This is a genomic window from Nonomuraea sp. NPDC054003, from assembly GCF_055585125.1.
On the sequence record NZ_JBVJKR010000002.1, the window covers coordinates 262,758 to 284,955 of the forward strand.

Below are 22,198 nucleotides of genomic sequence, written 5' to 3' on the forward strand. Positions count from 1 at the left end.
ACCCCCGGGAGGTGAAGCAGACTGGCCGGCACTCCGGTGCAGGTGACGGGCACGGTGCTGACGACGCGCCGGGTCGACGCCTACCATGCGCTGACCGTGGTGGCGCCCGGCATCGCCGAGCGTCACCGCCCCGGCCACTTCGTCTCCGTCGCGGTCGGGGGCGCGCACTCGTCCATGGTGACGCGGCGCGCCCTGACCGTCCACGACGTCAAGGCCGACTACGGCGGCACGGTCGAGCTGGTCTTCACCGTGCGCGGCCCGGGCACCGCGTGGCTGGCCGAGCGCCGCGCCCGCGACACGCTCGACCTGGTCGGGCCGCTCGGACGGCCGTTCCCGCTGCCCCGCGACCCGGTCCACTGCGTGCTGGTCGGCGCCGAGTACGGCTCGGCCGTGCTGTTCCCGCTGGCCGACATGCTGCTGGAGCGAGGCTGCCGGGTCGACTTCGTGCTCGGCGCGGCCAGCGCCGACCGGGTGTTCGGGGCCATGCGGGCCCGGCGCATGGCCGAGACCACCACGCTGACCACCGAGGACGGCTCGCTCGGGCTGCGCGGCAGGGTCACCGACGCGCTCCCGTCGGTGATCGCCGACACGCGGGCCGACGCCGTCTACGCGTGCGGGCCGATGGAGTCGCTGCGCGCCGTCACGGCCGTCGCGATGGAGTTCGACATCCCCGTCCAGGTGGCGGTCGAGGAGTCCATGGCGTGCGGCATCGGCGTCTGCATGACGTGCGTGCTGCCGGTCATCGGTGACGACGGCGCCACCCGGATGGTCCGGGCCTGCGCCGAGGGCCCGGTGTTCCGCGGTGAGCGGGTGCGCTTCGAGGACGTCGGGACGATCCCGTTCGACGCGCTCGGCGCCCCCGGAGGCGGTGCCCGCCATGCCGGATAGCGGGTGATGGCCGTGGCCGTCGACATGCGCACCTTCCTCGCCCACGTGGAGCTGGCCAACCCGGTCACCACGGCGGCGGGCTGCGCCTCAGCGGGCCGTGAACTGGCCCAGTTCTTCGACCTGCACCGGCTGGGCGCGCTCACCACGCGCTCGGTCACCATGGCGCCGCGCGCCGGGCGGCCCACGCCCCGGATGGCCGAGACGCCCTCCGGCATGCTCAACGCCGTCGGCCTGCAGGGGCCGGGCATCGACGTCTTCCTCGAACGCGAGCTGCCCTGGCTGGCCCAGCGCGGCATCAGGACCATCGTGTCGGTCGGCGGCGGCTCCGTCGCCGAATACTCCGAGCTGGCCCGCAGGCTGGCCGACGCGCCCGGCGTGACCGCGCTCGAGGTCAACCTGTCGTGCCCCAACATGGAAGACCGCGGCCGCGTCTTCGCCCGCGAGGGCGGCACCGCCGCCGAGGTGATCGCCTCCGTCCGGTCGATCATGCGCTACGACGTCCCGGTCGTCGCCAAGCTGGCCCCCGACGTGGCCGACATCGTGGCCGTCGCCCGCTCCTGCGTCGACGCCGGCGCCGACGCCCTCTGCATGATCAACAACCCGCTCGGGATGGCCATCGACACCGAGACGCTGCGGCCGTCGCTGGCCGCCGTCACCGGCGGGCTGTCCGGCCCCGCCATCCTGCCGCTCGCCGTGCGCTGCGTCTGGCAGGTGCACGCCGCGCTGCCCGGCGTCCCGCTCATCGGCGTCGGCGGCGTCATGACGGGCAGGGACGCCTTCCAGCTCGTCCTGGCCGGCGCCTGCGCGGTCGGGGTGGGCACGGCGCTGTTCAACGACCCGTACGCTTGCCTGCGCATCGAGCGCGAGCTCGAAGACCTGCTGCAGGCGCGCGGCTTCCAGCGGCTGGCCGACGCGGTCGGCCTGGCCCACCGCCCGCCGGGCGGCGCCGCCCGGCACCTGCTCGTCGACACCGAGGAGAGCACCTCTTGACTCCCGCACCCATCGCCGTCGCCCTCGACGCCCCCGACCTGGAGACCGCCGCCCGGTGGGCCGGGCTGGTGACCCCGCACGTCACCACGGTGAAGGTGGGCCTGGAGCTCTACCTGCGCTACGGGCCCGACGTGATCGCCTCCGTGCGCGGGGCCAGTGGGGTCAGGGTCTTCCTCGACCTCAAGCTGCACGACATCCCCAACACCGTCGCGGGGGCCGCCGGGGCCGTCGCCCGGCTGCGGCCCTCCATCCTGACCGTGCACGCCGCCGGCGGCCCCGCCATGATCCGCGCGGCGGTGGAGGCGGCCCCGCACACCCAGATCGCCGCCGTCACCGTGCTCACCTCGCTCGCCGAGGAAGACCTGGAACGCATCGGCCTCGCCGGGCCGGCGTCCGACGCGGTCCGCCGCCTGGCCGCCCTGTCCGTGGCGGCGGGCGCCACCGCGCTGGTCTGCTCACCGCACGAGCTGCGCGCGGTCCGCGCCGAGGTGGGCGACGACATCACGCTCATCACCCCAGGCGTCCGGCCGGCCGGCGCGGCCACCCAGGACCAGGCCCGGGTCGCCACCCCCGAACGCGCCCTCGCCGACGGTGCCGACCTCCTGGTGATCGGACGGCCCATCACCGGCTCCCCGGACCCCGGCGCCGCGGCCGCCGCCATCGCCGCCTCCCTCCGCCGCACCAGCCACGCCTGACAGCCGGCGCCGCTCGTACGGGCCGTCAGGCGGGCGGCCCTGTGCCGTGTCCGTCACGGAAGGAGGGGCCGCCTCTCTCCGCTGCGCCAGCCACGCCTGACGGCCGGTGGGCGGCTATCGGCCGGTGTTGCTCGTACGGGCCCGTTCGGTCTGGCCCGGCGGCCAGGCCAGCAGCAGCGACCCCCAGACGGTGTCGCCGGCGCAGATGGGAGCGGCGGCCATCGAGAAGTCGTACGGCAGGGACAGCGCCGCACCGGGTAGTCACGGGCCAGCTCCTCCTGGTCAGCCAGCCAGACCAGCCGCCGCTCGCGCAGGGCCACCGCCGACGGCTCGGGTCAGTCGGGCGGCCCTGCCGCGTCCTTCACGGGATGGCGGGCGGCCTCTCCGCCGCGCCTGACTGCCGTTGGGCGGCCCTGTGCCGTATCCGTCACGGAAGGAGGGGGCTGCCTCTTTCCGCCGTGCCAGCCAGGCCTGATGCTGAGGGGCGTACGGCGGCCGGTGGCGCCCCGTACGGGCTTGGCCGCCGTGTCCTTCACCGAAGGGCGGACACCACCGGCGTTGAGCGCCTAAGGCTGTGTGAGCGGGCGGCCCCGCGGTCCCCCCATGCGGGTTTGCGAGCTGGGTGACTGGTCTGAGGCCCGCGCTTCGGAAGACCGGGTGCTCCCGCATGGCGGGCGATTCTGTGGGGGGTGCGGGAGGTGTCTTGTCTGAAGGCTCGCGGAGGTTCGCGTTGATGGCGGGGCGCCCGGAGGTCGCCTCCCTTTGCTGCACCAGCCACGCCTGACGGCCGGTGGGCGGCTGTCGGCCGGTGCTGCCCGTACGGGTCTGAAGCCGGGCGCCCTTGCGGCGTTCTTCACGGAATGAGGGCCGCCTCTCTCCGCTGCGCAAGCCGCGCCTGATGCTGACGGGCGTACGGCGGCCGGTAGCGCCCGTATGAGCACCGCCGCCGCCCTTCACCGTGGGGCGGACACCATCGGTGGTGAGTGCTTAAGGCCGCGTGAGCAGGTGGCCCCCCGATCTCCGGGTGACTGGGAGGTCTCTTGTTTGAGGGCCCGCGCGTCGAAGGGCCGTAGGACCTGATGCCCTGTGGCTTCCCACATGGGCGGGCGATTCTGTTGGGGTGCGGGAGCGTCTTGTCTGAAGGCACGCGCGGGCTCGCGTAGAAGGCGGGGCGCCGGAATTTCTCGTAGGGGGACGGGGTGATGCGGCGTACCGGAGGCGTGCGGTGGCGCGCTGCGGGCGGTCTTGACACGCGATTCCACAAGGGAGCTCCGGACGGCGGGGGAGGGGCGTGAAAGGGCGCGGCGCGACAGCCTCGGCAGCCGAGATCGTCAACGCCGTGCCGGACCGTCGCCGGACCCCGCCGGGCATGGCACGGTCCAGGTTTCGGACACAGGTCAGCCCTGCTTTCGGACATGGTCGGCGGGTCCGTACGTGATCATCGTAGCGCCCCTCGCGACCTCCGGGGGCGCGGTCGAGAACAGGGAAGTGGAGGCGATTTGATCAGCACTGTGTGATTTTACGGTCACCCAAAGTGATGAAGTGGATTTTGTAGCGAGAGAAACCGCTCTTGGCGTTGCTAAGGGGGCGATGACCAGCTAGTTTCCCTTCCCGTCCGAGTACATCGACAGAAATTCGAGGTGACCCGGCGTGGCTCTTCCTCCCCTGACCCCCGAGCAGCGCGCCGCAGCCCTGGAGAAGGCTGCAAAGGCCCGTAAAGAGCGTGCCGAGGTCAAGAACCGGCTCAAGCATGGCGCGGTTTCTCTGGCCGAGGTGCTCAAGGATGGGCAGACCGACGACGTCATCGGCAAGATGAAGGTGTCGGCATTGTTGGAATCGCTTCCCGGCGTGGGCAAGGTCCGCGCCAAGCAGCTGATGGAGAAGCTTGCCATCGCCGAGTCCCGCCGCGTGCGGGGCCTCGGCGCGAACCAGAGGGCCTCCCTCGAGCGCGAGTTCGGTGGCAACGAGAGCTAATCTCGATTCCACAAGAAGCGCTGGTTCGACGGGGGGTAGGAAGTGGCCGACAGGTCCTGGTCCGGCGGTGTGACGGCCCACGAGGCGGCCGGAGCCGGAAGTGGAGTCGGAGACTTCCTCCCCTCGAGCGAGAGGCGGCTGACGGTCCTGTCGGGGCCGTCGGGCGTGGGCAAGTCAACGGTCGTAGCCGAGCTCCGGCGGGCGCACCCCGAGGTGTGGCTGTCGGTCTCGGTGACCACCAGGCGACCCCGTCCGGGCGAGGTGGACGGGGTCCACTACTTCTTCGTCGACGGCGAGGAGTTCGACCGGCTCGTGGAGCGGGGCGAGCTGCTCGAGTGGGCGGAGTTCGCGGGCAACCGCTACGGCACGCCGCGCCGGCCCGTGCTCGACAAGCTGGCCGCCGGCGTGCCGACCCTGCTGGAGATCGACCTCGAAGGCGCCCGGCAGGTGCGGCGCAGCATGCCGGAGGCGCTGCTGATCTTCCTGGCCCCGCCCAGCTGGGCCGAGCTGGAGAAGCGGCTGCGCGGCCGCGGCACCGAGCCCGAGGACGTGATCGCCCGCCGCCTGGACGCCGGGCGGATCGAGATGGCGGCCGAGAAGGAGTTCGACCTCTCACTGGTTAACACGGACGTCAAACTCGTGTGCCACCGGCTGATAGCCTTGATGACTGACCCTCAGGGGGTCACCGCAACCACCAACCGAGAGGTCTGATCAATCGTGGCAGGAATTGCCCCGGTCGCTGAGGGCATCACCAACCCGCCGATCGACGCGCTGCTCGACATCGTCGACAGCAAGTACTCCCTGGTGATCATGGGTGCCAAGCGCGCCCGCCAGATCAACGCCTACTACTCGCAGCTCGGCGAGGGCCTCCTCGAATACGTCGGTCCGCTGGTCGAGACCCACGCGCAGGAGAAGCCGCTGTCGATCGCGCTGCGCGAGGTCTCCGAAGGCCTGCTCAACGCCGAGCCCATCGAAGGCGCGGCCTGACCCTTTCGATGAAGGTCGTCCTTGGTGTCAGCGGCGGCATCGCCGCCTACAAGGCGTGCGAGCTGCTGCGCCTGTTCACCGAATCCGGGCACGAGGTGCGGGTGGTCCCCACCCGCGACGCCCTGAGGTTCGTCGGAGAGCCCACCTGGGCCGCCCTGTCGGGCAACCCGGTGACGACCGACGTCTGGGAGTCCGTCCACGAGGTGCCCCACGTGCGCATCGGCCAGGCGGCCGACCTCGTCGTGGTCGCGCCCGCCACGGCCGACGTGCTGGCCAAGGCGGCCCATGGGCTCGCCGGTGACCTGCTCACCAACACGTTGCTGACCGCGCGCTGCCCGGTGGTGTTCGCGCCCGCGATGCACACCGAGATGTGGCAGCATCCGGCCACCCGCGCCAACGTCGCCACCTTGCGCGAGCGCGGATCGGTCGTGATCGACCCGGCCGTCGGCCGGCTCACCGGCGCCGACACGGGCCCCGGGCGGCTGCCCGACCCCGCCGAGATCTTCCAGGTCTGCGTGCGCGCGCTGCGCGGACGCCCGCTCGACCTCGCCGGCCACAGGGTCGTCGTCTCCGCCGGCGGCACCCGCGAGGCCATCGACCCGGTCCGCTACATCGGCAACCGCTCCTCCGGCCTTCAGGGGTACGCGCTCGCGCGCACCGCCGTGGCCAGGGGCGCCGAGGTGACGCTGGTGGCCGCCAACGTGACGCTGCCCGACCCGGCCGGCGCCGCGGTCGTGCGCGTCGGGTCGGCCGCCGAGCTGCGGGAGGCGGTGCTCGCCGCGGCCGACGACGCCGACGTGGTGGTGATGGCCGCCGCGGTCGCCGACTTCCGGCCCGCCGAGCGCCACGACGCCAAGATCAAGAAGACGGACGGCGAGCCCGCCCCCATCCACCTGGCCAAGAACCCCGACATCCTGGCCGAGCTGGGCGGCCGTCGCAAGGAGCGGGGCGGGGATTCGCCCCGGGTGCTCGTCGGGTTCGCCGCCGAGACCCACGACGTGCTCGCCAACGGCCAGGCCAAGCTCGCCCGCAAGGGCTGCGACCTGCTCGTCGTCAACGAGGTCGGCGAGAGTCTCGCCTTCGGCACCCCCGACAACGCGGCCACCATCCTGGTGGCGGGGGGCGAGCCGGTCGAGGTCCCGCGCGGTCCCAAGGACGACATCGCCGACGCCGTCTGGGACGCCGTCGCCCCCCGGCTGCGCTGATCTCTTTTCCGCCCGTGCGGCGCCGGGGAAGGTGACCGTTCCTACGCGCGGGACGTACGGGACAAATGGGTTAGAACGATTGCCCTATCACCTGTTGCAGCTTTCCGGAATGCCTGCTGATACTGGGGCGAAGGGGGGCGGCATGCCGGTGAATTCTGCTGTCAGAGACCGCTGCAGGACGGTTATGGGACACAAAGGCGCGATCCGCTACGTGTTCCCCGCGCTGTCCGTCGGGCCGGGCGGCTCGGCCAACTTCCTGATCGTGGTCACGGACCTGGCCGTGGCGGTGCTGTCCACGCGGATGTTCCGCGGCGACCGGCCGATCTCGGTGTACGCGATGTACCCGCGCGACACGCGGCTCGGGCCGATCACGCTGGCGCCGGGGCCCGTCATCGAACTGGGGGAGATGACCTTCGAGTTCGACGACGAATACGCCGCCGTGGTCGCCGCCGCCGACGCGGAGGTGTTCGCGCCCGAGACGCTTCCCCCGGATCCCCTTCCCCACCTTTGACCGGGGCGGGCTCCTTTTCGTACTTACGCTGGCTCCCTCGTCCGTACGCGGGCTCCTTCGTTCGTACGCTGGCTCCTTCGTCCGTACGCGGTCGGCAGCCTGGCCGCCGGGCGGGCCGAGCGCTCGCGGAGTGACTGCGGGACCACCGCCCGCGGTGACACGCCCGATGGAGCGGAACCGCTGGAGCGTGGCATGGGCCGCGCAGGAGGGATCCCCGGCGTAACGATCGTGGACGGTTTCGCGGCGAGGCGCCGGGTACGGCTAGACTTCTGCGAGGCTCTGGCGTGCCAACCCGTCTTGAGCCCTTAAATCCGTCAGCAGCCGCTGCATGAGGAGCCACTGAGTTGTCACGTCGCCTGTTCACCTCCGAGTCGGTCACCGAGGGCCATCCGGACAAGATCGCCGACCAGATCAGTGACGCGATCCTGGACGCCATGCTCAAGGACGACCACAAGAGCCGGGTCGCCGTCGAGACGATGATCACCACCGGCCAGGTCCACGTCGCGGGCGAGGTGACGACCGAGACCTATGTCGACATTCCCGGCGTCATCCGGGAGAAGATCCTGGAGATCGGCTACGACGCCTCCTACAAGGGCTTCGACGGCGCCTCCTGCGGCGTGTCGGTGTCCATCGGAGCGCAGTCGCCCGACATCGCCCAGGGTGTCGACGACGCCTACGAGCACCGCGTCGAGGGTGACGTCGACGAGCTCGACCGCCAGGGCGCGGGCGACCAGGGCCTGATGTTCGGCTACGCCTGCCGCGAGACGCCCGAGCTGATGCCGCTGCCGATCATGCTCGCCCACCGCCTGGCCCTGCGCCTGTCCGAGGTCCGCAAGTCCGGCACCGTGCCCTACCTCCGCCCCGACGGCAAGACCCAGGTCACGGTCGAGTACGACGGCGACCGGCCGGTCCGCCTCGACACCGTGGTGGTCTCCACCCAGCACGCCGCCGAGATCGACCTCAAGGAGATGCTGACCCCCGACATCAAGGAGCACGTCGTCGACGTCGTGCTCGCGGGGCTCGACATCGAGACCGACGGCTACCGCCTGCTGGTCAACCCGACCGGCCGCTTCGAGATCGGCGGCCCGATGGGCGACGCCGGCCTCACCGGCCGCAAGATCATCATCGACACCTACGGCGGCGCGGCCCGTCACGGTGGCGGCGCGTTCTCCGGCAAGGACCCGTCCAAGGTCGACCGCTCGGCCGCCTACGCCATGCGCTGGGTCGCCAAGAACGTCGTGGCCGCCGGGCTCGCCGACCGCTGCGAGGTCCAGGTCGCGTACGCGATCGGCAAGGCCGAGCCCGTCGGCCTGTTCGTCGAGTGCTTCGGCACCGAGAAGCTGCCGGTGGAGAAGATCCAGACGGCCGTCCTCGACGTGTTCGACCTGCGTCCCGCGGCGATCATCCGCGACCTCGACCTGCTGCGGCCGATCTACTCCGAGACCGCCGCCTACGGCCACTTCGGCCGCGAGGGCTTCTCCTGGGAGTCCACCGACCGCGCCGAGACCCTCCGCACGGCCGCCGGCCTCTGACACCCGGCACCTCGGGAGCTCCCGCGCCCTCCCGGCGCAGGCGCTCCCGCAGGGCTGCCTCCCTTCCCGGGCCTGGCGTTCTGTAAGGGTTGCTCCGGTCCTGTGCCTGGCGCTCCGGGAAGGTTGTTTCCGTCCTGTGCGTCGTGCGGCGGGAGGGTTCTTTCCCTCCTGTGCGTGTGTGGCGGGAGGGCCGCCGTCCCTGCTCGCCGCCTACGGCCGCTTCGGCCGCGAGGGCTCCTTCTGCGAGTCCACCGACCCGCGCCGAAATCCTCCGCACCGCCGCCGGCCTTTGACATCCGGCACGCTCGGGAGCTCCCCGCCCCTGGAAGCTCCCGCGCCCCTTGGCGCAAGTGCTCCCGTAGAGCTGCCTCCTCCCGCGCCGGGCGCGCCGGGAGGGTTGCTTCGGTTCTGTGCCGTGGTGCGTCGGGAAGGTTGTTTCCGTCCGTGCCGTGGTGCGTCGGGGGCCTGCTTTTCCCTCTTGTGCCTGGCGCTCTCGATGGGTTGTTTTCGTCCTGTGCCTGGCGCGCCGTGACGGGTGTTGCCGTCCTGCACTCGGCGCTCTGGGAGAGCTGCCCCCTCCCGCACTCGGCGCTCCGGGAAGGTTGCTTCCGGCCTGCGCCCGGTGCTCCCGAAAGGATGCCGGGCCTTCCGCACTCGGTGCCACGAGAGGTTGTCGTGTTTTCGGCGTAGGGGCGTTTTCGCCAGGTTCGTCGCGCCTTCGGTGCTCGGTGGGAATGAGGGACGCTCCTTCGGGGCTCGGGCTCTGTCGTGGGGTTCGATGCCGCCGTCTCCGTGGTCTGCCCCGCGATGTCGCGGCGGGCCGATCATGTGATGTGCACGACCGTTCATGCAGGGTCCGCGCCGTCGAAGGAAGTCCTTCCCCTGAACGTCTCAGCGCGGCCACCCTGTCATGAGCGGCTGACCGTGAGGCTGCGGCCGCCCGGCTTGCTTCGTCCTCGCCGTTGGGCCACGGCCAGGTTCGGCGCCCGCTCCCGAGTGGATCCTTGGACGAGGGCTGGTCGGGGCAGGCAGGTCTGGGGGAAGGGGCGGGCGTTCCGGGCCGTCGCGTCTGGTAGACGTAGTGCGTGACCGACTCCGACGACGCGCTCCTGCCGCTCGACGCCGTGCGGCCCGCGGCGTCGCCGAAAGGGGCCAAGGGAGCCGTCGTCCCCGCCGCCGAGCTGCCCGTCGCCCGGGTGGCCGTGGACAACCCGCTGCCTCACCTGGACCGGCCGTTCGACTACCTGGTGCCCGCCGCCATGCACGACACGGCGCGGCCGGGGGTGCGGGTGCGGGTGCGGTTCGCGGGCAAGCTGGTCGACGGGTTCCTGCTGGAGCGGGCCGGGCAGAGCGACCACGCGGGCAAGCTGACGCCGCTCGAACGCGTCGTCTCACCTGAGCAGGTGCTGACGCCCGAGGTCGCGGGGCTGGCCAGGGCTGTGGCCGACCGCTACGCGGGCACGCTGGGCGACGTCCTCCGCCTCGCGATCCCGCCCCGCCACGCCAGGACGGAGGCCGCCACCCGCCCCGTTCCCGAGACCTCGGGCGAGCAGGCCGCGTCCGAGCGGGAGCCCGAACCACAGGATGCTCCCGATGCGGGGACGTGGGCGGACTATCCGATGGGCCCCTCGTTCATCGACGCGCTGCGCAACGGGAGGGCGCCGCGCGCGGTGTGGACGGCGCTGCCCGGCGGGGGCGGATGGGCGACGGGGTTCGCCGAAGCGGTGCGGGCGACCCTGGAAGGTGGCAGGGGCGCGCTGGCCGTGGTGCCCGACGGCAAGGACGTGGCGCTGCTCGACGAGGAGCTCAGCCGGGCGCTGGGGCCCGGACGGCATGTGGCGCTCACCTCGGACCTGGGCCCGGCCGAGCGGTATCGGCGGTGGCTGAGCGTGCTGCGCGGTCAGGCGCGGGCGGTGGTGGGCACGCGGGCGGCGATGTTCGCGCCCGTCGAACGGCTCGGGCTGGTGGCTGTCTGGGACGACGGGGACGACCTGCACGCCGAACGGCTGGCCCCGTACCCGCACGCCCGTGAGGTGCTCGGGCTGCGCGCGCACCGGACCGGCGCGGCCATGCTGATCGGCGGATACGCGCGTACGGCCGAGGCCACGCAGCTCATCGCGGCCCGGTGGGCGCGGCCGATCGTGGCCGCGAGGCAGGAGATCAGGCGCAGGGCGCCGCGCGTGCGCGCCGCGGGGGAGGACGCCGAGCTGGCCAGGGACCAGGCGGCGCGGGCGGCGAGGCTGCCCAGCGTGGCGTGGCGGGCGCTGCGTCAGGGCCTGGACCACGGGCCCGTCCTGGTGCAGGTCCCCAGACGGGGATACCTGCCCGCGCTGGCGTGCGCGCACTGCCGCGCCCCCGCCCGGTGCGCCCACCCGCCGACCCGCATGAGCGCCCTGGAATGGGCCGGCCCGCCCTCCGGCGAGGGACAGCTCCCGTACGAGGAGACCGGGGAGGGCGCGGCCGGGTCGCGTCAGGACACGTACGGCGAGGCGGGGCGCGGGTCGCGGGACGCGGCTCCGGGTGGGTCACGCCGTGGCGTGCCCGATGGCGGCGAGGCGGGGCGCGGGTCGCGGGACGCGGCTCCGGGCGGGTCACGCCGTGGCGTGCCCGACGGCGGAGAAGCGGGCGGCGGGTCGCGGGACGCGGTTCCGGGTGGCTCACGTCATGGTGGGGAAGCACCGGCTCCGGACGGGGCGCGTCGCGGCGGGCCCGACGGCGGGGAAGCGGGGCCTGGGGAGGGGGGCCGGGGGGCCGAGGAGTTCTGTCACGGGCCGCTGGCGCTGCGCACCGGGCATGCGGCGCCCTACTGCCGCTGGTGCGGGCGGGTCGACGCCGCCTGGAAGTGCCCGGCCTGCGGGAGCCACCGGCTGCGTGCCGTGGTGGTGGGGGCCCGGCGCACGGCGGAGGAGCTGGGCAGGGCGTTCCCGTCCGTGCCGGTGCGGACGTCGGGGCGGGACGGGGTGCTGGCCCGGCTGCCCGCCGGTCCCGCGCTGGTGGTGGCCACGCCGGGGGCGGAGCCGGTCGCCGAGGGCGGGTACGCGGCGGCCGTGCTGCTCGACGGGTGGGCGCTGCTGGGCCGGGCCGACCTGCGGGCGGGGGAGGAGGCGGTGCGCCGGTGGATGAACGCCGCCGCCCTGCTCCGCCCGGCCGCCGAGCTCGTGGTGCTCGCCGACGCCGCGCTGCCCGCCGTGCAGGCGCTGGTGCGCTGGGACCCGGTCACGCACGCAGAACGCGAACTCGCCGACCGCGCCGAGCTGGGCTTCCCGCCCGCGGTGCGGATGGCCACGCTCACCGGCGCGGCCTCGGCCGTGCGGCAGATGCTGGAGGAGTCCCGGCTGCCCGGGGGAGCGCAGGTGCTCGGCCCGGTGCCGGTCGACGACGCGGGCCGGGAACGCGCCATGGTACGGGTGCCGCGCGGTGGAGGTGCCGCTCTGGCCGCCGCGCTCAAAGGGGCCAGCGGGGTGCGTGCCGCGAGAAAGGCAGCAGAGGTGGTGAAGGTGTGTGTCGACCCCCTCGACCTGATTTAGACCGTTTCCCCGATTCGCTCATCCGTAAGCCAGCCGTTAGCGTGCCTGTGTGTCGATCGAATGGGTGAACTCGGCCATCGACGACCTGCGCGCCTGGGGGCGCGCCCGGGGCGTCGAGGTGGACGCGGACGAGGTCCGCTTGCTCTGCGACTACGCCAGCGACTACCTGAACGTCAACAAGCTCGCCGACTTCACGCCCGCCACGTTCGACGAGCTGCTGCTGTCCATCTATCCGCGCAAGGTCATCGCGCCCCCGGAGAGCGCCGAGGAGACCGTGGCCGCCGGGCGCACGCTCGTCCGCTACCTGCAGGAGTCGGGCGAGGTCGGCGACGAGACCGCCGCCGCCATGCGCGAGCGGCTGGCCGACATCGAGACCCGCATGCCCGACGCCCTGGCCGACACGGCCAACTTCGGCATGGCCAAGAGCCTGTTCAGCTCCATCGGGCCCGAATCCCTGGAGCAGTCCATCGCCATCCCGTCCGGTGAGGTGCCCGATCTGGGGGAGGCGCCCTGCGACTGCCCCGGCTGCACCCCGCGTCCCGCCGTCCGGCCGGCCGCGCCCGAGGAGCTGGAGGCGGAGCTGCGCGGCGTCCCGCTCCTGGCCGCGCTCGACCGCGGCGCGGTCCCCTACCTGGAAGGGCTGCGCGCGCCCGGCGGCCCGCTGGGCAGGTGGGCGGCCGTCGTGGCCCACCTGATGGAGGGCGACACGGGCGGCGGGGTCACCGGCTCGGCGGGCGTCGACGAGGAGCTCTACGACCTGTTCGACATGCTCTACCGGGTGCAGGCCCCGGTGCCCGCCGAGGTGATCGGCGAATACCTGGAGGAGCTCGTCGAGGACGAGGTGGACGTGCCCGCCGTGCTCGCCCGCCTTGCCTGGTGCGGCCTCGTACGCCTCACCGGAGACGGCGCCCACCCAGCGGCCGGGCTCACCCCCGCCGCCGTGTGGGCGCTGCGCGAGCACTACCTCGCGCTCGGACTCGACGCGCCGCAGGCGCCCGACCTGGCCGAGGCCGACGCGCGCGGGCTCATCGAAGGGCTGCTCGACGGCGTGCCTGCCGAGCTGGCCGAGTCCGACATCGACCGCTGGCTGGCCGCCAGGAGCCCCGAAGAGGCCGCGGCCGAGCTGTTCGACGCCGCCTCGGGAGCGCCCGCCGTCGCCCGCGGGATCGCCGTCACCATCGTCGACCGGCTCGGCGCCGGGGCCGAGCCCGCGGTGCGCGGCGGCCTCGACGAACCCGAGCTCCGGCCGCACGCCATCCACTGGCTCATCTCGCGCGGCCTGCCCGCCCCGCATCTCACCCACGACGAGCTGCTCTGGGTCAGCGTCGACATGCTCGCGCTGGCGATGCCGCACGCCCAGGAGGCCCCGGAGATCTTCGCCGAGAACATGGGCGCCTCGGGCCCGCCCGCCCACCTGATCGAGGAGATGTGGCAGGTGGACCATCCCGACGTGGTCGAGGTCCTGGAGCTGCTCGGGCGCTCGCTGCCCGACACCACCACGGCCAAGGCCGCGCGCAAGGCCGCTTTCAAGGCACGCTCGCGGGCCATCCGTTGAGTACGCCTCTGTGACTCACGTGCAGTAAGTTTCGTGGGTGGCAAACAACGTCTTCGACCTCGCCGAGCTGCGCAAGCTGATCGATGAGCAGGCCGCTCCGCCGGGGCCGCCTGAGGAGACGCCCGTGGAGCACGAGGCGCTCACCTTCCCGCCTGTCACCCTCGCCGACGACGCCGAGCTGGCGAGGGCGGTTCCCCAGGTGCCGCTCGTCGCCGACGCGGTGCGCCTGGCCGGCTGGACGGGCACCCGCCCCGTCACCCCCGAGGGCCTGCCGACCGAGGCCGACGCCGCGGCCGCCGCCGCCGAGCTCGGGCTCGACCCCTCCCGCCTGCGCCTCGTCTGGATCGTCGCCGTCAACACCGGCCTGCTCCAGATCCTCGGCGGCCGCGCCTCCCGCGGTCCGCTGCCGCAGCGGCTGACCGTCGAGGCCACGCTCGAGTTCTGGGACGGCGTGGTCATGGACGTCCTCGACCGCGCGGACGAGGGCCTGACCGGCTCCGCCGTCGTCGACGGCCACCTGGCCGAGATGCTCGCCACGATCTATTCCGTACGGTCCGGCGTCGCGGTCGCCAACCTGGCCCGCGGCATCCTGCAGTCCCACGAGGTCGCCTGCGCCCCGGGCGAGACCGGGATGCGACGGATGGCCGCCGACCTGCCCGGCGAGCTGCTGCAGGCGCTGTCGCTGCTGGCCTACTGCGGCGTGGTCGAGCAGACCGCCGCCGGCCGCACCGCGCTCACCCCGCTCGGCGTCTGGGCCATCAGGCGCGATCTGCTGCGCGAGGGCCACGACGCGCCCACCTCCGCGGAGGTCGAGGTGTTCGCCGACCTGACCGCGGCCGAGCTGGTCGACGCCCTGGTCAGCGGGTCCGCCACGCAGAGCGCGGTGGCGGGGTGGCTGGAGCGCCGCCCGCCCGAGGAGGCCGCGCGCGAGCTGATCGCCATCGCCGCCGAGGGCACCGCCGGCCGGCGCGGCGCGGTGGGAGCCGTCCTGGAGGAGCTCGGCCCCGAGGCCGAGTCGCCCCTGCGCGAGGCGCTCGATCTGCCGCTCATGCGCCGCTACGCCGCCTCCTGGCTGCACATCCGCGACCTCGACGCGCCCCCGCTCAGCCCTGAGGACCACACCTGGATCGCCGTCGACTCGCTGGCCGCCCTCATGCATCTGTCCGGTCACGCCGCCGACCGGCTCGACACGCCCGAACCCCGCGAGGACCTCATCCGCCTCGTCGCCGAGATGCCCTCCGTCGGCCACCCCGACACCGTCGCCGTGCTCGACATGCTCGCCCGCGCCCACGGCGACGAGGCCGTCGTCAAGGCCGCGCGCAAAGCGGCGATGAAGGCTCGCTCGTTCGCCCACTAAACTGAGCTGATCCCTCGAAGAAACGGAGTGACCCTTGGCGATCCAGGCGATCCGGCTGTTCGGAGACCCGGTGCTGCGCACCCCGGCGGCTCCGGTGGTCGACTTCGACAAGGAGCTCCGCAAGCTCGTCAAAGACCTCACCGACACGATGATGGACGCGCCGGGCGCCGGCCTCGCCGCCCCGCAGATCGGCGTCGGGCTGCGGGTGTTCACCTATTACGTGGACGACCAGCTGGGCCACCTCATCAACCCCGACCTCGACCTGTCCAGCGAGCTCGACGAGGAGGGCGAGGAGGGCTGCCTGTCCTTCCCCGGCCTGTCCTTCCCGACGCCGCGCGCGATCCGCGCCGTCGCCAAGGGCTTCGACATGCACGGGGAGCCGGTCGTGCTGGAGGGCACCGACCTGATGGCGCGCTGCTTCCAGCACGAGACCGACCACCTCGACGGCATCCTGTTCATCGACCGGATGGACCCCAAGCAGCGCAAGCTCGCGATGAAGGCCGTGCGTGAGGCCGAGTGGAGCGGGCTGCAGGCGCCCGCGGTCAAGTTCTCGCCCCACCCGACCGGCGGAAAGGCTCTCTGACGATGCGGCTGGTCTTCGCCGGCACCCCGGAGACGGCGCTGCCGTCGTTGCGCGTCCTGCTCGACTCGCCGCGTCACGAGGTCGTCGCGGTCGTCACCCGCCCCGACGCCCAGTCGGGGCGCGGACGCAAGGTGCATCCGTCGCCGGTGGCCGAGCTGGCCGAGGAGAGCGGCATCGAGGTGCTGCGCCCGGTCAAGGCAGGCGACCCCGCCTTCCTCGACCGGCTGCGCGCCCTGGAGCCCGACTGCTGCCCCGTCGTCGCGTACGGCGCGCTGCTGCCGCAGGCCGCGCTCGACATCCCCCGGCACGGCTGGGTCAACCTCCACTTCTCGATCCTGCCGGCCTGGCGCGGCGCCGCCCCCGTGCAGCACGCCGTGCTCCACGGCGACGAGATCACCGGCGCGACCACGTTCCGCATCGTCAAGGAGCTCGACGCCGGTCCGGTCTTCGGCGTCGTCACCGAGGAGGTCAGGCCAGGCGACACCAGCGGCGCCCTGCTCGAACGGCTGTCGGTCTCCGGCGCCGGGCTGCTCGCCGCCACCCTCGACGGCATCGAGGACGGCAAGCTGGAGGCACGCCCGCAGCCGTCCGAAGGGGTGAGCCTCGCTCCCAAGATCAGCGTTGAGGACGCCCGCGTCGACTGGTCCGCCCCCGCCATGAGGATCGACCGGCTCATCCGCGCCTGCACCCCCGGCCCGGGGGCATGGGCCGAGTTCCGCGGCCAGCGGGTCAAGCTCGGCCCGGTGCGCGTCGCCGCCGGAGAGGAGCGCCTCGCCCCCGGCGAGATGGCGGCCGGCAAGCACCGCGTCCTGGCCGGCACCGCCACCGACCCGGTCGAGCTGGGCGAGGTCCAGCCCCAGGGCAAGCGCCTGATGAGCGCGGTCGAGTGGGCCCGCGGCGTTCGCCCGGAGGCCCGGGAGTGCCTCCGGTGAGCGACCAGATCTGTCGAGACGGTGCGCCCGGCCGTGAGGCGGACGCCCCGCGGGGCGTGACCGCCGGGTTCGCGGAGCTCGGAGCGAAGGAAGCCCGGCCTCGTCGATGCGCGGGCGTCGCCGGCCGAGGCGTGACGGAAAGTCGGAGGGCATGAGACCACGGGGTGCCGCGGGCAGGGGCGGTGCGGGAAGGCCGCGCAGGCCGGTCCGCGACCAGGCGCGCAACACCGCCTTCGACGTCATGCGCGCCGTGGCGGAGCGCGACGCGTACGCCAACCTGCTCCTGCCGCGGCTCCTGCGGGAGCGCGGCATCGGGGGGCGCGACGCGGCGCTCGCCACGGAGCTGACCTACGGGACGCTGCGCGGGCTCGGCACCTACGACGCGATCATCGAGGTGTGCGGCGACCGCGCGCCCGACCCGGCGGTGCGCGACGCGCTGCGGCTGGGCGCCCACCAGCTGCTGAAGATGCGCGTCCCGCCGCACGCCGCCGTCGGCACCAGCGTCGACCTGGTACGGCTGCGCGTCGGGCAGGGGGCGGCCAAGTTCGTCAACGCGGTGCTGCGCAAGATCGCCGGGCGGACGCTGGAGGAGTGGGTGGCGATCGTCGCGCCCGACCCCGAGCGTGACCCGGCGGGTCACCTGGCCGTCGCCCACAGCCACCCGCGCTGGGTGGTGACCGCCTTCCGCGACGCGCTGGGCGAGGACGCCGCGGAGACCGCGGATCTGATGGCCGCCGACAACGACCGTCCGCTGGTGACGCTGGTGGCGCGTCCCGGGCGCTCCTCGGCGAAGGAGCTGCGCGACGCGGGGGCCGAGCCCGCCCGCTACTCCCCGTACGGGGCCTACCTGCCCGAAGGCGACCCCGGCCAGATCGCGGCGGTGGCCGAGACCCGGGCCGCGGTGCAGGACGAGGCCAGCCAGCTCGTGACGCTCGCCCTCACCCGCGTCCCGCTCGACGGCCGCGACGAGCGCTGGCTCGACCTGTGCGCGGGCCCGGGCGGCAAGGCGGGCCTTCTCGACGCCATCGCGACCCACGGCGACCTCGAAGGACTCGCGGCCCCGTCGGCCCAGCGAGGCGAGGAGGGGCCGGGTGGCGGAGCGCCCCGCGCGTTCCCCGGTGGGGCGTGGGTGATGGCCAGTGACGTGCAGCACCATCGGGCGCGGCTGGTGTTGCAGACCACGGACGACGCGCTGGTGATCACCGCTGACGGCACCGCGCCGGCGTGGCGGCCGGGGGCGTTCGACCGGGTCATGCTCGACGCTCCCTGCACCGGGCTGGGGGCGCTGCGGCGCCGGCCGGAGGCGCGGTGGCGGCGCGAGCCGTCGAGCGTCGCCGAGCTGAGCCGGCTCCAGCGGGAGCTGCTCGGCACCGCGCTGGACTCGGTCAGGCCCGGCGGGGTCGTCGCCTACGTCACCTGCTCGCCGCACCTGGCCGAGACCCGGGTGGTGGTGGGCGACGTGCTGGCCCGCAGGGACGACGTGGAGCAGCTCGACGCACGCGACTACCTGCCGGGGATCGACGGGCTCGGCGAGGGGCCGCACGCGCAGTTCTGGCCGCACCGGCACGGCACCGACGCGATGTTCCTGTCCCTGCTCCGCAAGCGCCCGTGACCGGCGAGGTCCTCTCGACGCGGAAGTGAGACGGCCCGCTGGGCGGGGCAGGGACACCGGCACCCAATAGACTCGGGGCATCATGGCCGTACAGATCTCTCCCAGCATCCTCTCCGCCGACTTCGCGCGGCTCGCCGACGAGGCCGCCGCGGTGCCGAACGCCGACTGGCTGCACGTGGATGTCATGGACTACCACTTCGTCCCCAACCTGACCCTCGGGCTGCCCGTGGTCGAGGCGCTGCGCAAGGCGACCTCGCTGCCGCTCGACTGCCACCTCATGATCGACGACCCCGACCGGTGGGCGCCCTCGTACGCGGAAGCGGGGGCGGGGAGCGTGACCATCCACGCGGAGGCGTCCTCGGCCCCCGTGCGCACCCTGCGGGAGATCCGGTCGCTGGGCGCCAGGGCGGGGCTCGCGCTCAACCCGGCCACCGCCGTGGAGCCGTACGAGGATCTCCTCCGCGAGATCGACATGCTGCTGCTGATGACGGTGGAGCCCGGGTTCGGCGGGCAGTCGTTCCTCGACATGGTGCTGCCGAAGATCCGGCGGGCTCGGGACCTCATCGAGCGGCACGGCGGCCAGGTGTGGCTCCAGGTCGACGGCGGCATCGCCGGCGACACCATCGAGCGGTGCGCGGAGGCGGGAGCCGACGTGTTCGTGGCGGGCAACGCTGTCTACGGCGCCGACGACCCGGTCGCGGCGATCGACTCGCTGCGCGCCCTGGCCGACGGGGCGTCCTGACCGGCCCCCGCCACGAGGCGGGGGCTTCGGGTCAGTCCTGGAGCGCGGGGTCGAGGACGATGTCCTCGCCCTCCGTCGTCGGCTCCTCGGGGAAGTGACAGGCGGTCAGGTGGCCGTCGCGGTTGCCCGACAGCCGCAGCAGCGGCGGCTCCTCGGTCGCGCACGTGTCCTGCGCCTTCCAGCAGCGGGTGCGGAAGCGGCAGCCGGACGGCGGGTCGACCGGGGAGGGCACGTCGCCCGCCAGGCGGATGCGCTCGCGGGGCGGGGCGTCCAGGTCGGCGTCGGGCACGGCCGACAGCAGGGCGTGCGTGTACGGGTGCCGGGGCCGCTCGTACAACGACTCCCGGTCGGCGATCTCCACCACCTTGCCGAGATACATCACCGCGACCCGCTGCGAGAAGTGCCGCACCACGGCCAGGTCGTGCGCGATGAACAGGAACGCGATGCCCAGCTCCCGCTGCACCCGCTGGAGCAGGTTGATCACCTGGGCCTGGATCGACACGTCCAGCGCCGACACCGGCTCGTCCGCGATGATCAGCCTGGGGTTCACCGACAGCGCGCGGGCCACGCCGATGCGCTGGCGCTGGCCGCCGGAGAACTCGTGGGGGAAGCGGTTGTAGTGCTCCGGATTGAGCCCGACGATCTCCAGCAGCTCGCGGACCCTGGCCTCCCGGCCGCCCGGCGGGTCGATGCCGTTGACCTCCATCGGCCCCTTGATGATCGACCCGACCGTGTGGCGCGGGTTGAGCGACGAGTACGGGTCCTGGAAGATCATCTGGATCTGGGAGCGGATCGGCTTCAGGTCGCGCCGGGAGGCGTGGCTGATGTCGCGGCCCTGGTAGCTGACCGTGCCCTTGGTCGGTTCCAGCAGCCGGGCGGCCAGCCGGCCGGTGGTGGACTTGCCGCAACCCGACTCGCCGACCAGGCCGAGCGTCTCGCCGCTGTGCACGGTCAGGTCGATGCCGTCCACCGCGTGCACGGCGCCGACCTGGCGCTTGATGAACGCGCCGCCTCTGACGGGGAAGTGCTTCTCCAGGCCGGACAGCTCCAGCAGCTTCTCCGTCACGTCGTCTCCTTACCGGCCGCTCGTTCGCGGATCTCCGTCTTCTGCTTCAGCGGCAGGTAGCAGGCGTCGCCGTGGCCGCGGTGCGGCGACAGCTCCGGCCGCTCACCCGTGCACACCTCGCGCCCCAGCAGTTCCATGAAGTCGCAGCGGGGGTGGAACGGGCAGCCGCGCGGGACGTTGATCAGGCTGGGCGGCGTGCCGCGCACCGGGCGCAGCGGCTCGTCCACCGCCTGGCGCAGGCTCGGCATGGACCCGAGCAGCCCCCACGTGTACGGGTGGCGGGGCTCGCGCAGCACCTCGCGCATCGTGCCCCGTTCCACGGCGCGGCCCGCGTACATGACCAGCACCTCGTGCGCCGTGCTGGCCACCACGCCCAGGTCGTGCGTGACCAGGATGATCGCGGTGCCGGTCTGCTCCTGCAGCTCGCGCAGCAGGTCGAGGATCTGCGCCTGTACGGTGACGTCCAGCGCGGTCGTCGGCTCGTCGGCGATGAGCAGGCCGGGGCCGCAGACCAGGGCCATCGCGATCATCGCCCGCTGCCGCATGCCGCCGGAGAACTGGTGGGGGTACTCGTCGACGCGGAGCTTCGGCTGCGGGATGCCGACCCGGTCGAGCATCTCGATGGCCCGGTCCCGCGCCACCGACTTGGAGACGCCCTTGTGCTTGCGGTACACCTCGGCGATCTGCGCGCCGACCGTGTGGAACGGGGACAGCGAGGTCAGCGGATCCTGGAAGATCATCGCGATCTTGTTGCCGCGCAGCCGCTCCATCGTGGACCGGGACGCCGTCAGCAGCTCCTGGCCGTCGAGCGTGATGCTGCCGGAGATCTGCGCGGTCTCCGGGTTGTGCAGGCCGAGCACGGCCAGGTTGGTCACCGACTTGCCGGAGCCGGACTCGCCCACGATGCCCAGCGTGCTGCCCCGTTCGACCTCGAAGGAGAGCCCGCCCACGGCGTGCACGACGCCGTCCTCGGTGTGGAAGTCGACGGTGAGGTCGTTGACTTCGAGATACATCAGCTCAGCCTCACGCGGGGGTCGATGACGGCGTACAGGGAGTCGACGACCACGTTCATCAGCACGATCGCGCCGGCCGCGAGCACCACCGTGGCCATCAGCGTCGGCAGGTCGGAGTAGTCGACCGCGCGCACCGCCAGTCGCCCGATGCCCTGCAGGCCGAACGTGGTCTCGGTGATGATCGCGCCGCCGATGAGCGTGCCCAGGTCGACACCGAAGATCGTGATGACCGGGGTGAGCGTTCCGCGCAGCGCGAACCGCAGCACCACGCTCCGCCCCGACATGCCCTTGGCCCTTGCTGTGCGGACGTAGTCCTCGTTGAGGTTCTCCACCATGGTGGAGCGGGTGATGCGGGTGTAGTTCGCGGTGAAGATGAGCGCCAGGACCAGCCAGGGCAGCAACAGCCCGTTGAACCAGCCGAGCGGATCCTCGGTGATGGGCACGTACTTGGGCTGGGAGAAGACCTGTGTCTGGTAGACGAACAGGTACATGGCCAGGGTGCCGACGAAGTAGATCTGCACCGACGCGCCGATGAGCGACGCCACGCTGGCGACCTTGTCGAGCGGCTTGCCCTGACGCAGCGCGGCGATGATGCCGGTGGCCACGCCGAAGATGAGGAAGATCACCGCGGCGCCGAGCGTGAGCGCGATCGTGACCGGCATCCGGTCCATGATCGTCTCGAACACCGGGGCCTTGTTGACGAACGAGAAGCCGAGACAGGGCGCCGGGCAGTTGCCGAGGCCCTCGTAGTCACGGCCGACGAAGATCCCGGACAGCCATGACACGAACTGCACCAGGAGCGGCTGGTCGATGCCCAGGTTGCGGCGGGCCTGCTCCAGCGTCTCCGGCGGGCACACCTTGCCGCAGGCCAGCCGGGCCGGGTCCGCGGGAATCGCGTAGAACAGGAAGAAGGTCACCGCCGAGATGACCAGCAGGATGACCGCCGCTCCCAGCACGCGGCGGATGAGGAATCGAAGCACGAGATCTCCAAGAGGGTGCCCCGGGCGCCCGCACGGACGCCCGGGGCGG

19 protein-coding genes are annotated in these 22,198 nt (G+C 72.9%); 16 read left to right on the top strand and 3 right to left on the bottom strand.

Going from position 1 to position 22,198, the window contains the following annotated elements:
- The first annotated feature begins 21 nt into the window (after window positions 1-21).
- The 16 genes from ACZ6YG_RS05425 to rpe all read left to right on the top strand — a co-directional run bounded on the left by ACZ6YG_RS05425 (window position 22) and on the right by rpe (window position 19,090).
- Window positions 22-888: a dihydroorotate dehydrogenase electron transfer subunit gene (locus ACZ6YG_RS05425; RefSeq protein ID WP_148032724.1), complete on the top strand. Its 867-nt coding sequence runs from the start codon at window positions 22-24 to the stop codon at window positions 886-888.
- A 6-nt stretch (window positions 889-894) separates the two neighbouring features.
- A complete protein-coding gene (locus tag ACZ6YG_RS05430; RefSeq protein WP_466017296.1) occupies window positions 895-1,878 on the top strand; it encodes a dihydroorotate dehydrogenase in 984 nt (327 codons plus the stop codon).
- Window positions 1,875-2,573 (top strand): orotidine-5'-phosphate decarboxylase, encoded by a 699-nt coding sequence (pyrF, locus tag ACZ6YG_RS05435; protein WP_148032722.1) that lies wholly within the window; start codon window positions 1,875-1,877, stop codon window positions 2,571-2,573. The genes ACZ6YG_RS05430 and pyrF overlap by 4 nt, the downstream gene beginning before the upstream one ends.
- A 1,650-nt stretch (window positions 2,574-4,223) precedes the next feature.
- Window positions 4,224-4,547: an integration host factor, actinobacterial type gene (gene mihF, locus ACZ6YG_RS05440; RefSeq protein WP_148032721.1), complete on the top strand. Its 324-nt coding sequence runs from the start codon at window positions 4,224-4,226 to the stop codon at window positions 4,545-4,547.
- 69 nt (window positions 4,548-4,616) lie between these two features.
- Complete coding sequence (gene gmk / locus ACZ6YG_RS05445) at window positions 4,617-5,258, top strand: guanylate kinase (protein WP_148034746.1); 642 nt, start codon at window positions 4,617-4,619, stop codon at window positions 5,256-5,258.
- 6 nt (window positions 5,259-5,264) lie between these two features.
- Window positions 5,265-5,534 carry a DNA-directed RNA polymerase subunit omega gene (gene rpoZ / locus ACZ6YG_RS05450; RefSeq protein WP_049577463.1) on the top strand — a complete coding sequence of 90 codons (270 nt, stop codon included), beginning with the start codon at window positions 5,265-5,267 and terminating at the stop codon, window positions 5,532-5,534.
- A gap of 8 nt (window positions 5,535-5,542) precedes the next feature.
- Entirely contained in the window at window positions 5,543-6,739 is a 1,197-nt protein-coding gene (coaBC, locus tag ACZ6YG_RS05455; RefSeq protein ID WP_466017297.1) for a bifunctional phosphopantothenoylcysteine decarboxylase/phosphopantothenate--cysteine ligase CoaBC, read from the top strand.
- A gap of 184 nt (window positions 6,740-6,923) precedes the next feature.
- Entirely contained in the window at window positions 6,924-7,250 is a 327-nt protein-coding gene (locus tag ACZ6YG_RS05460) for a hypothetical protein (RefSeq protein WP_246639248.1), read from the top strand.
- Window positions 7,251-7,594: 344 nt separating this feature from the next.
- Complete coding sequence (metK, locus tag ACZ6YG_RS05465; RefSeq protein WP_148032718.1) at window positions 7,595-8,782, top strand: methionine adenosyltransferase; 1,188 nt, start codon at window positions 7,595-7,597, stop codon at window positions 8,780-8,782.
- A 1,085-nt stretch (window positions 8,783-9,867) separates the two neighbouring features.
- Entirely contained in the window at window positions 9,868-12,309 is a 2,442-nt protein-coding gene (locus tag ACZ6YG_RS05470; protein ID WP_466017298.1) for a primosomal protein N', read from the top strand.
- A gap of 49 nt (window positions 12,310-12,358) precedes the next feature.
- Entirely contained in the window at window positions 12,359-13,864 is a 1,506-nt protein-coding gene (locus ACZ6YG_RS05475; protein WP_466017299.1) for a serine/threonine-protein kinase, read from the top strand.
- Between the two features lie 37 nt (window positions 13,865-13,901).
- Entirely contained in the window at window positions 13,902-15,221 is a 1,320-nt protein-coding gene (locus ACZ6YG_RS05480) for a hypothetical protein (protein WP_148032715.1), read from the top strand.
- Window positions 15,222-15,255: 34 nt separating this feature from the next.
- Window positions 15,256-15,804 (top strand): peptide deformylase, encoded by a 549-nt coding sequence (gene def / locus ACZ6YG_RS05485; RefSeq protein WP_148032714.1) that lies wholly within the window; start codon window positions 15,256-15,258, stop codon window positions 15,802-15,804.
- A gap of 2 nt (window positions 15,805-15,806) precedes the next feature.
- On the top strand, window positions 15,807-16,736 hold the full coding sequence (gene fmt, locus ACZ6YG_RS05490; RefSeq protein WP_466017300.1) for a methionyl-tRNA formyltransferase: 930 nt from the start codon (window positions 15,807-15,809) through the stop codon (window positions 16,734-16,736).
- A gap of 151 nt (window positions 16,737-16,887) precedes the next feature.
- Complete coding sequence (locus ACZ6YG_RS05495; protein WP_187281257.1) at window positions 16,888-18,348, top strand: RsmB/NOP family class I SAM-dependent RNA methyltransferase; 1,461 nt, start codon at window positions 16,888-16,890, stop codon at window positions 18,346-18,348.
- Between the two features lie 82 nt (window positions 18,349-18,430).
- Complete coding sequence (gene rpe / locus ACZ6YG_RS05500) at window positions 18,431-19,090, top strand: ribulose-phosphate 3-epimerase (protein ID WP_466017301.1); 660 nt, start codon at window positions 18,431-18,433, stop codon at window positions 19,088-19,090.
- 31 nt (window positions 19,091-19,121) lie between these two features.
- On the opposite strand, the gene ACZ6YG_RS05505 is transcribed toward rpe, so the two are convergent.
- From ACZ6YG_RS05505 to ACZ6YG_RS05515, 3 genes are read right to left on the bottom strand one after another with little or no spacing between them, the layout of a single operon-like run.
- Window positions 19,122-20,156, bottom strand: coding sequence for an ABC transporter ATP-binding protein (locus ACZ6YG_RS05505; RefSeq protein ID WP_466017302.1), 1,035 nt, complete (start codon window positions 20,154-20,156; stop codon window positions 19,122-19,124).
- Window positions 20,153-21,169, bottom strand: coding sequence for an ABC transporter ATP-binding protein (locus ACZ6YG_RS05510; protein ID WP_466017303.1), 1,017 nt, complete (start codon window positions 21,167-21,169; stop codon window positions 20,153-20,155). Before ACZ6YG_RS05510 ends, ACZ6YG_RS05505 begins: the two co-directional genes overlap by 4 nt.
- Window positions 21,169-22,149, bottom strand: coding sequence for an ABC transporter permease (locus ACZ6YG_RS05515; protein WP_466017304.1), 981 nt, complete (start codon window positions 22,147-22,149; stop codon window positions 21,169-21,171). The genes ACZ6YG_RS05510 and ACZ6YG_RS05515 overlap by 1 nt, the downstream gene beginning before the upstream one ends.
- Between the last annotated feature and the right edge of the window lie 49 nt (window positions 22,150-22,198).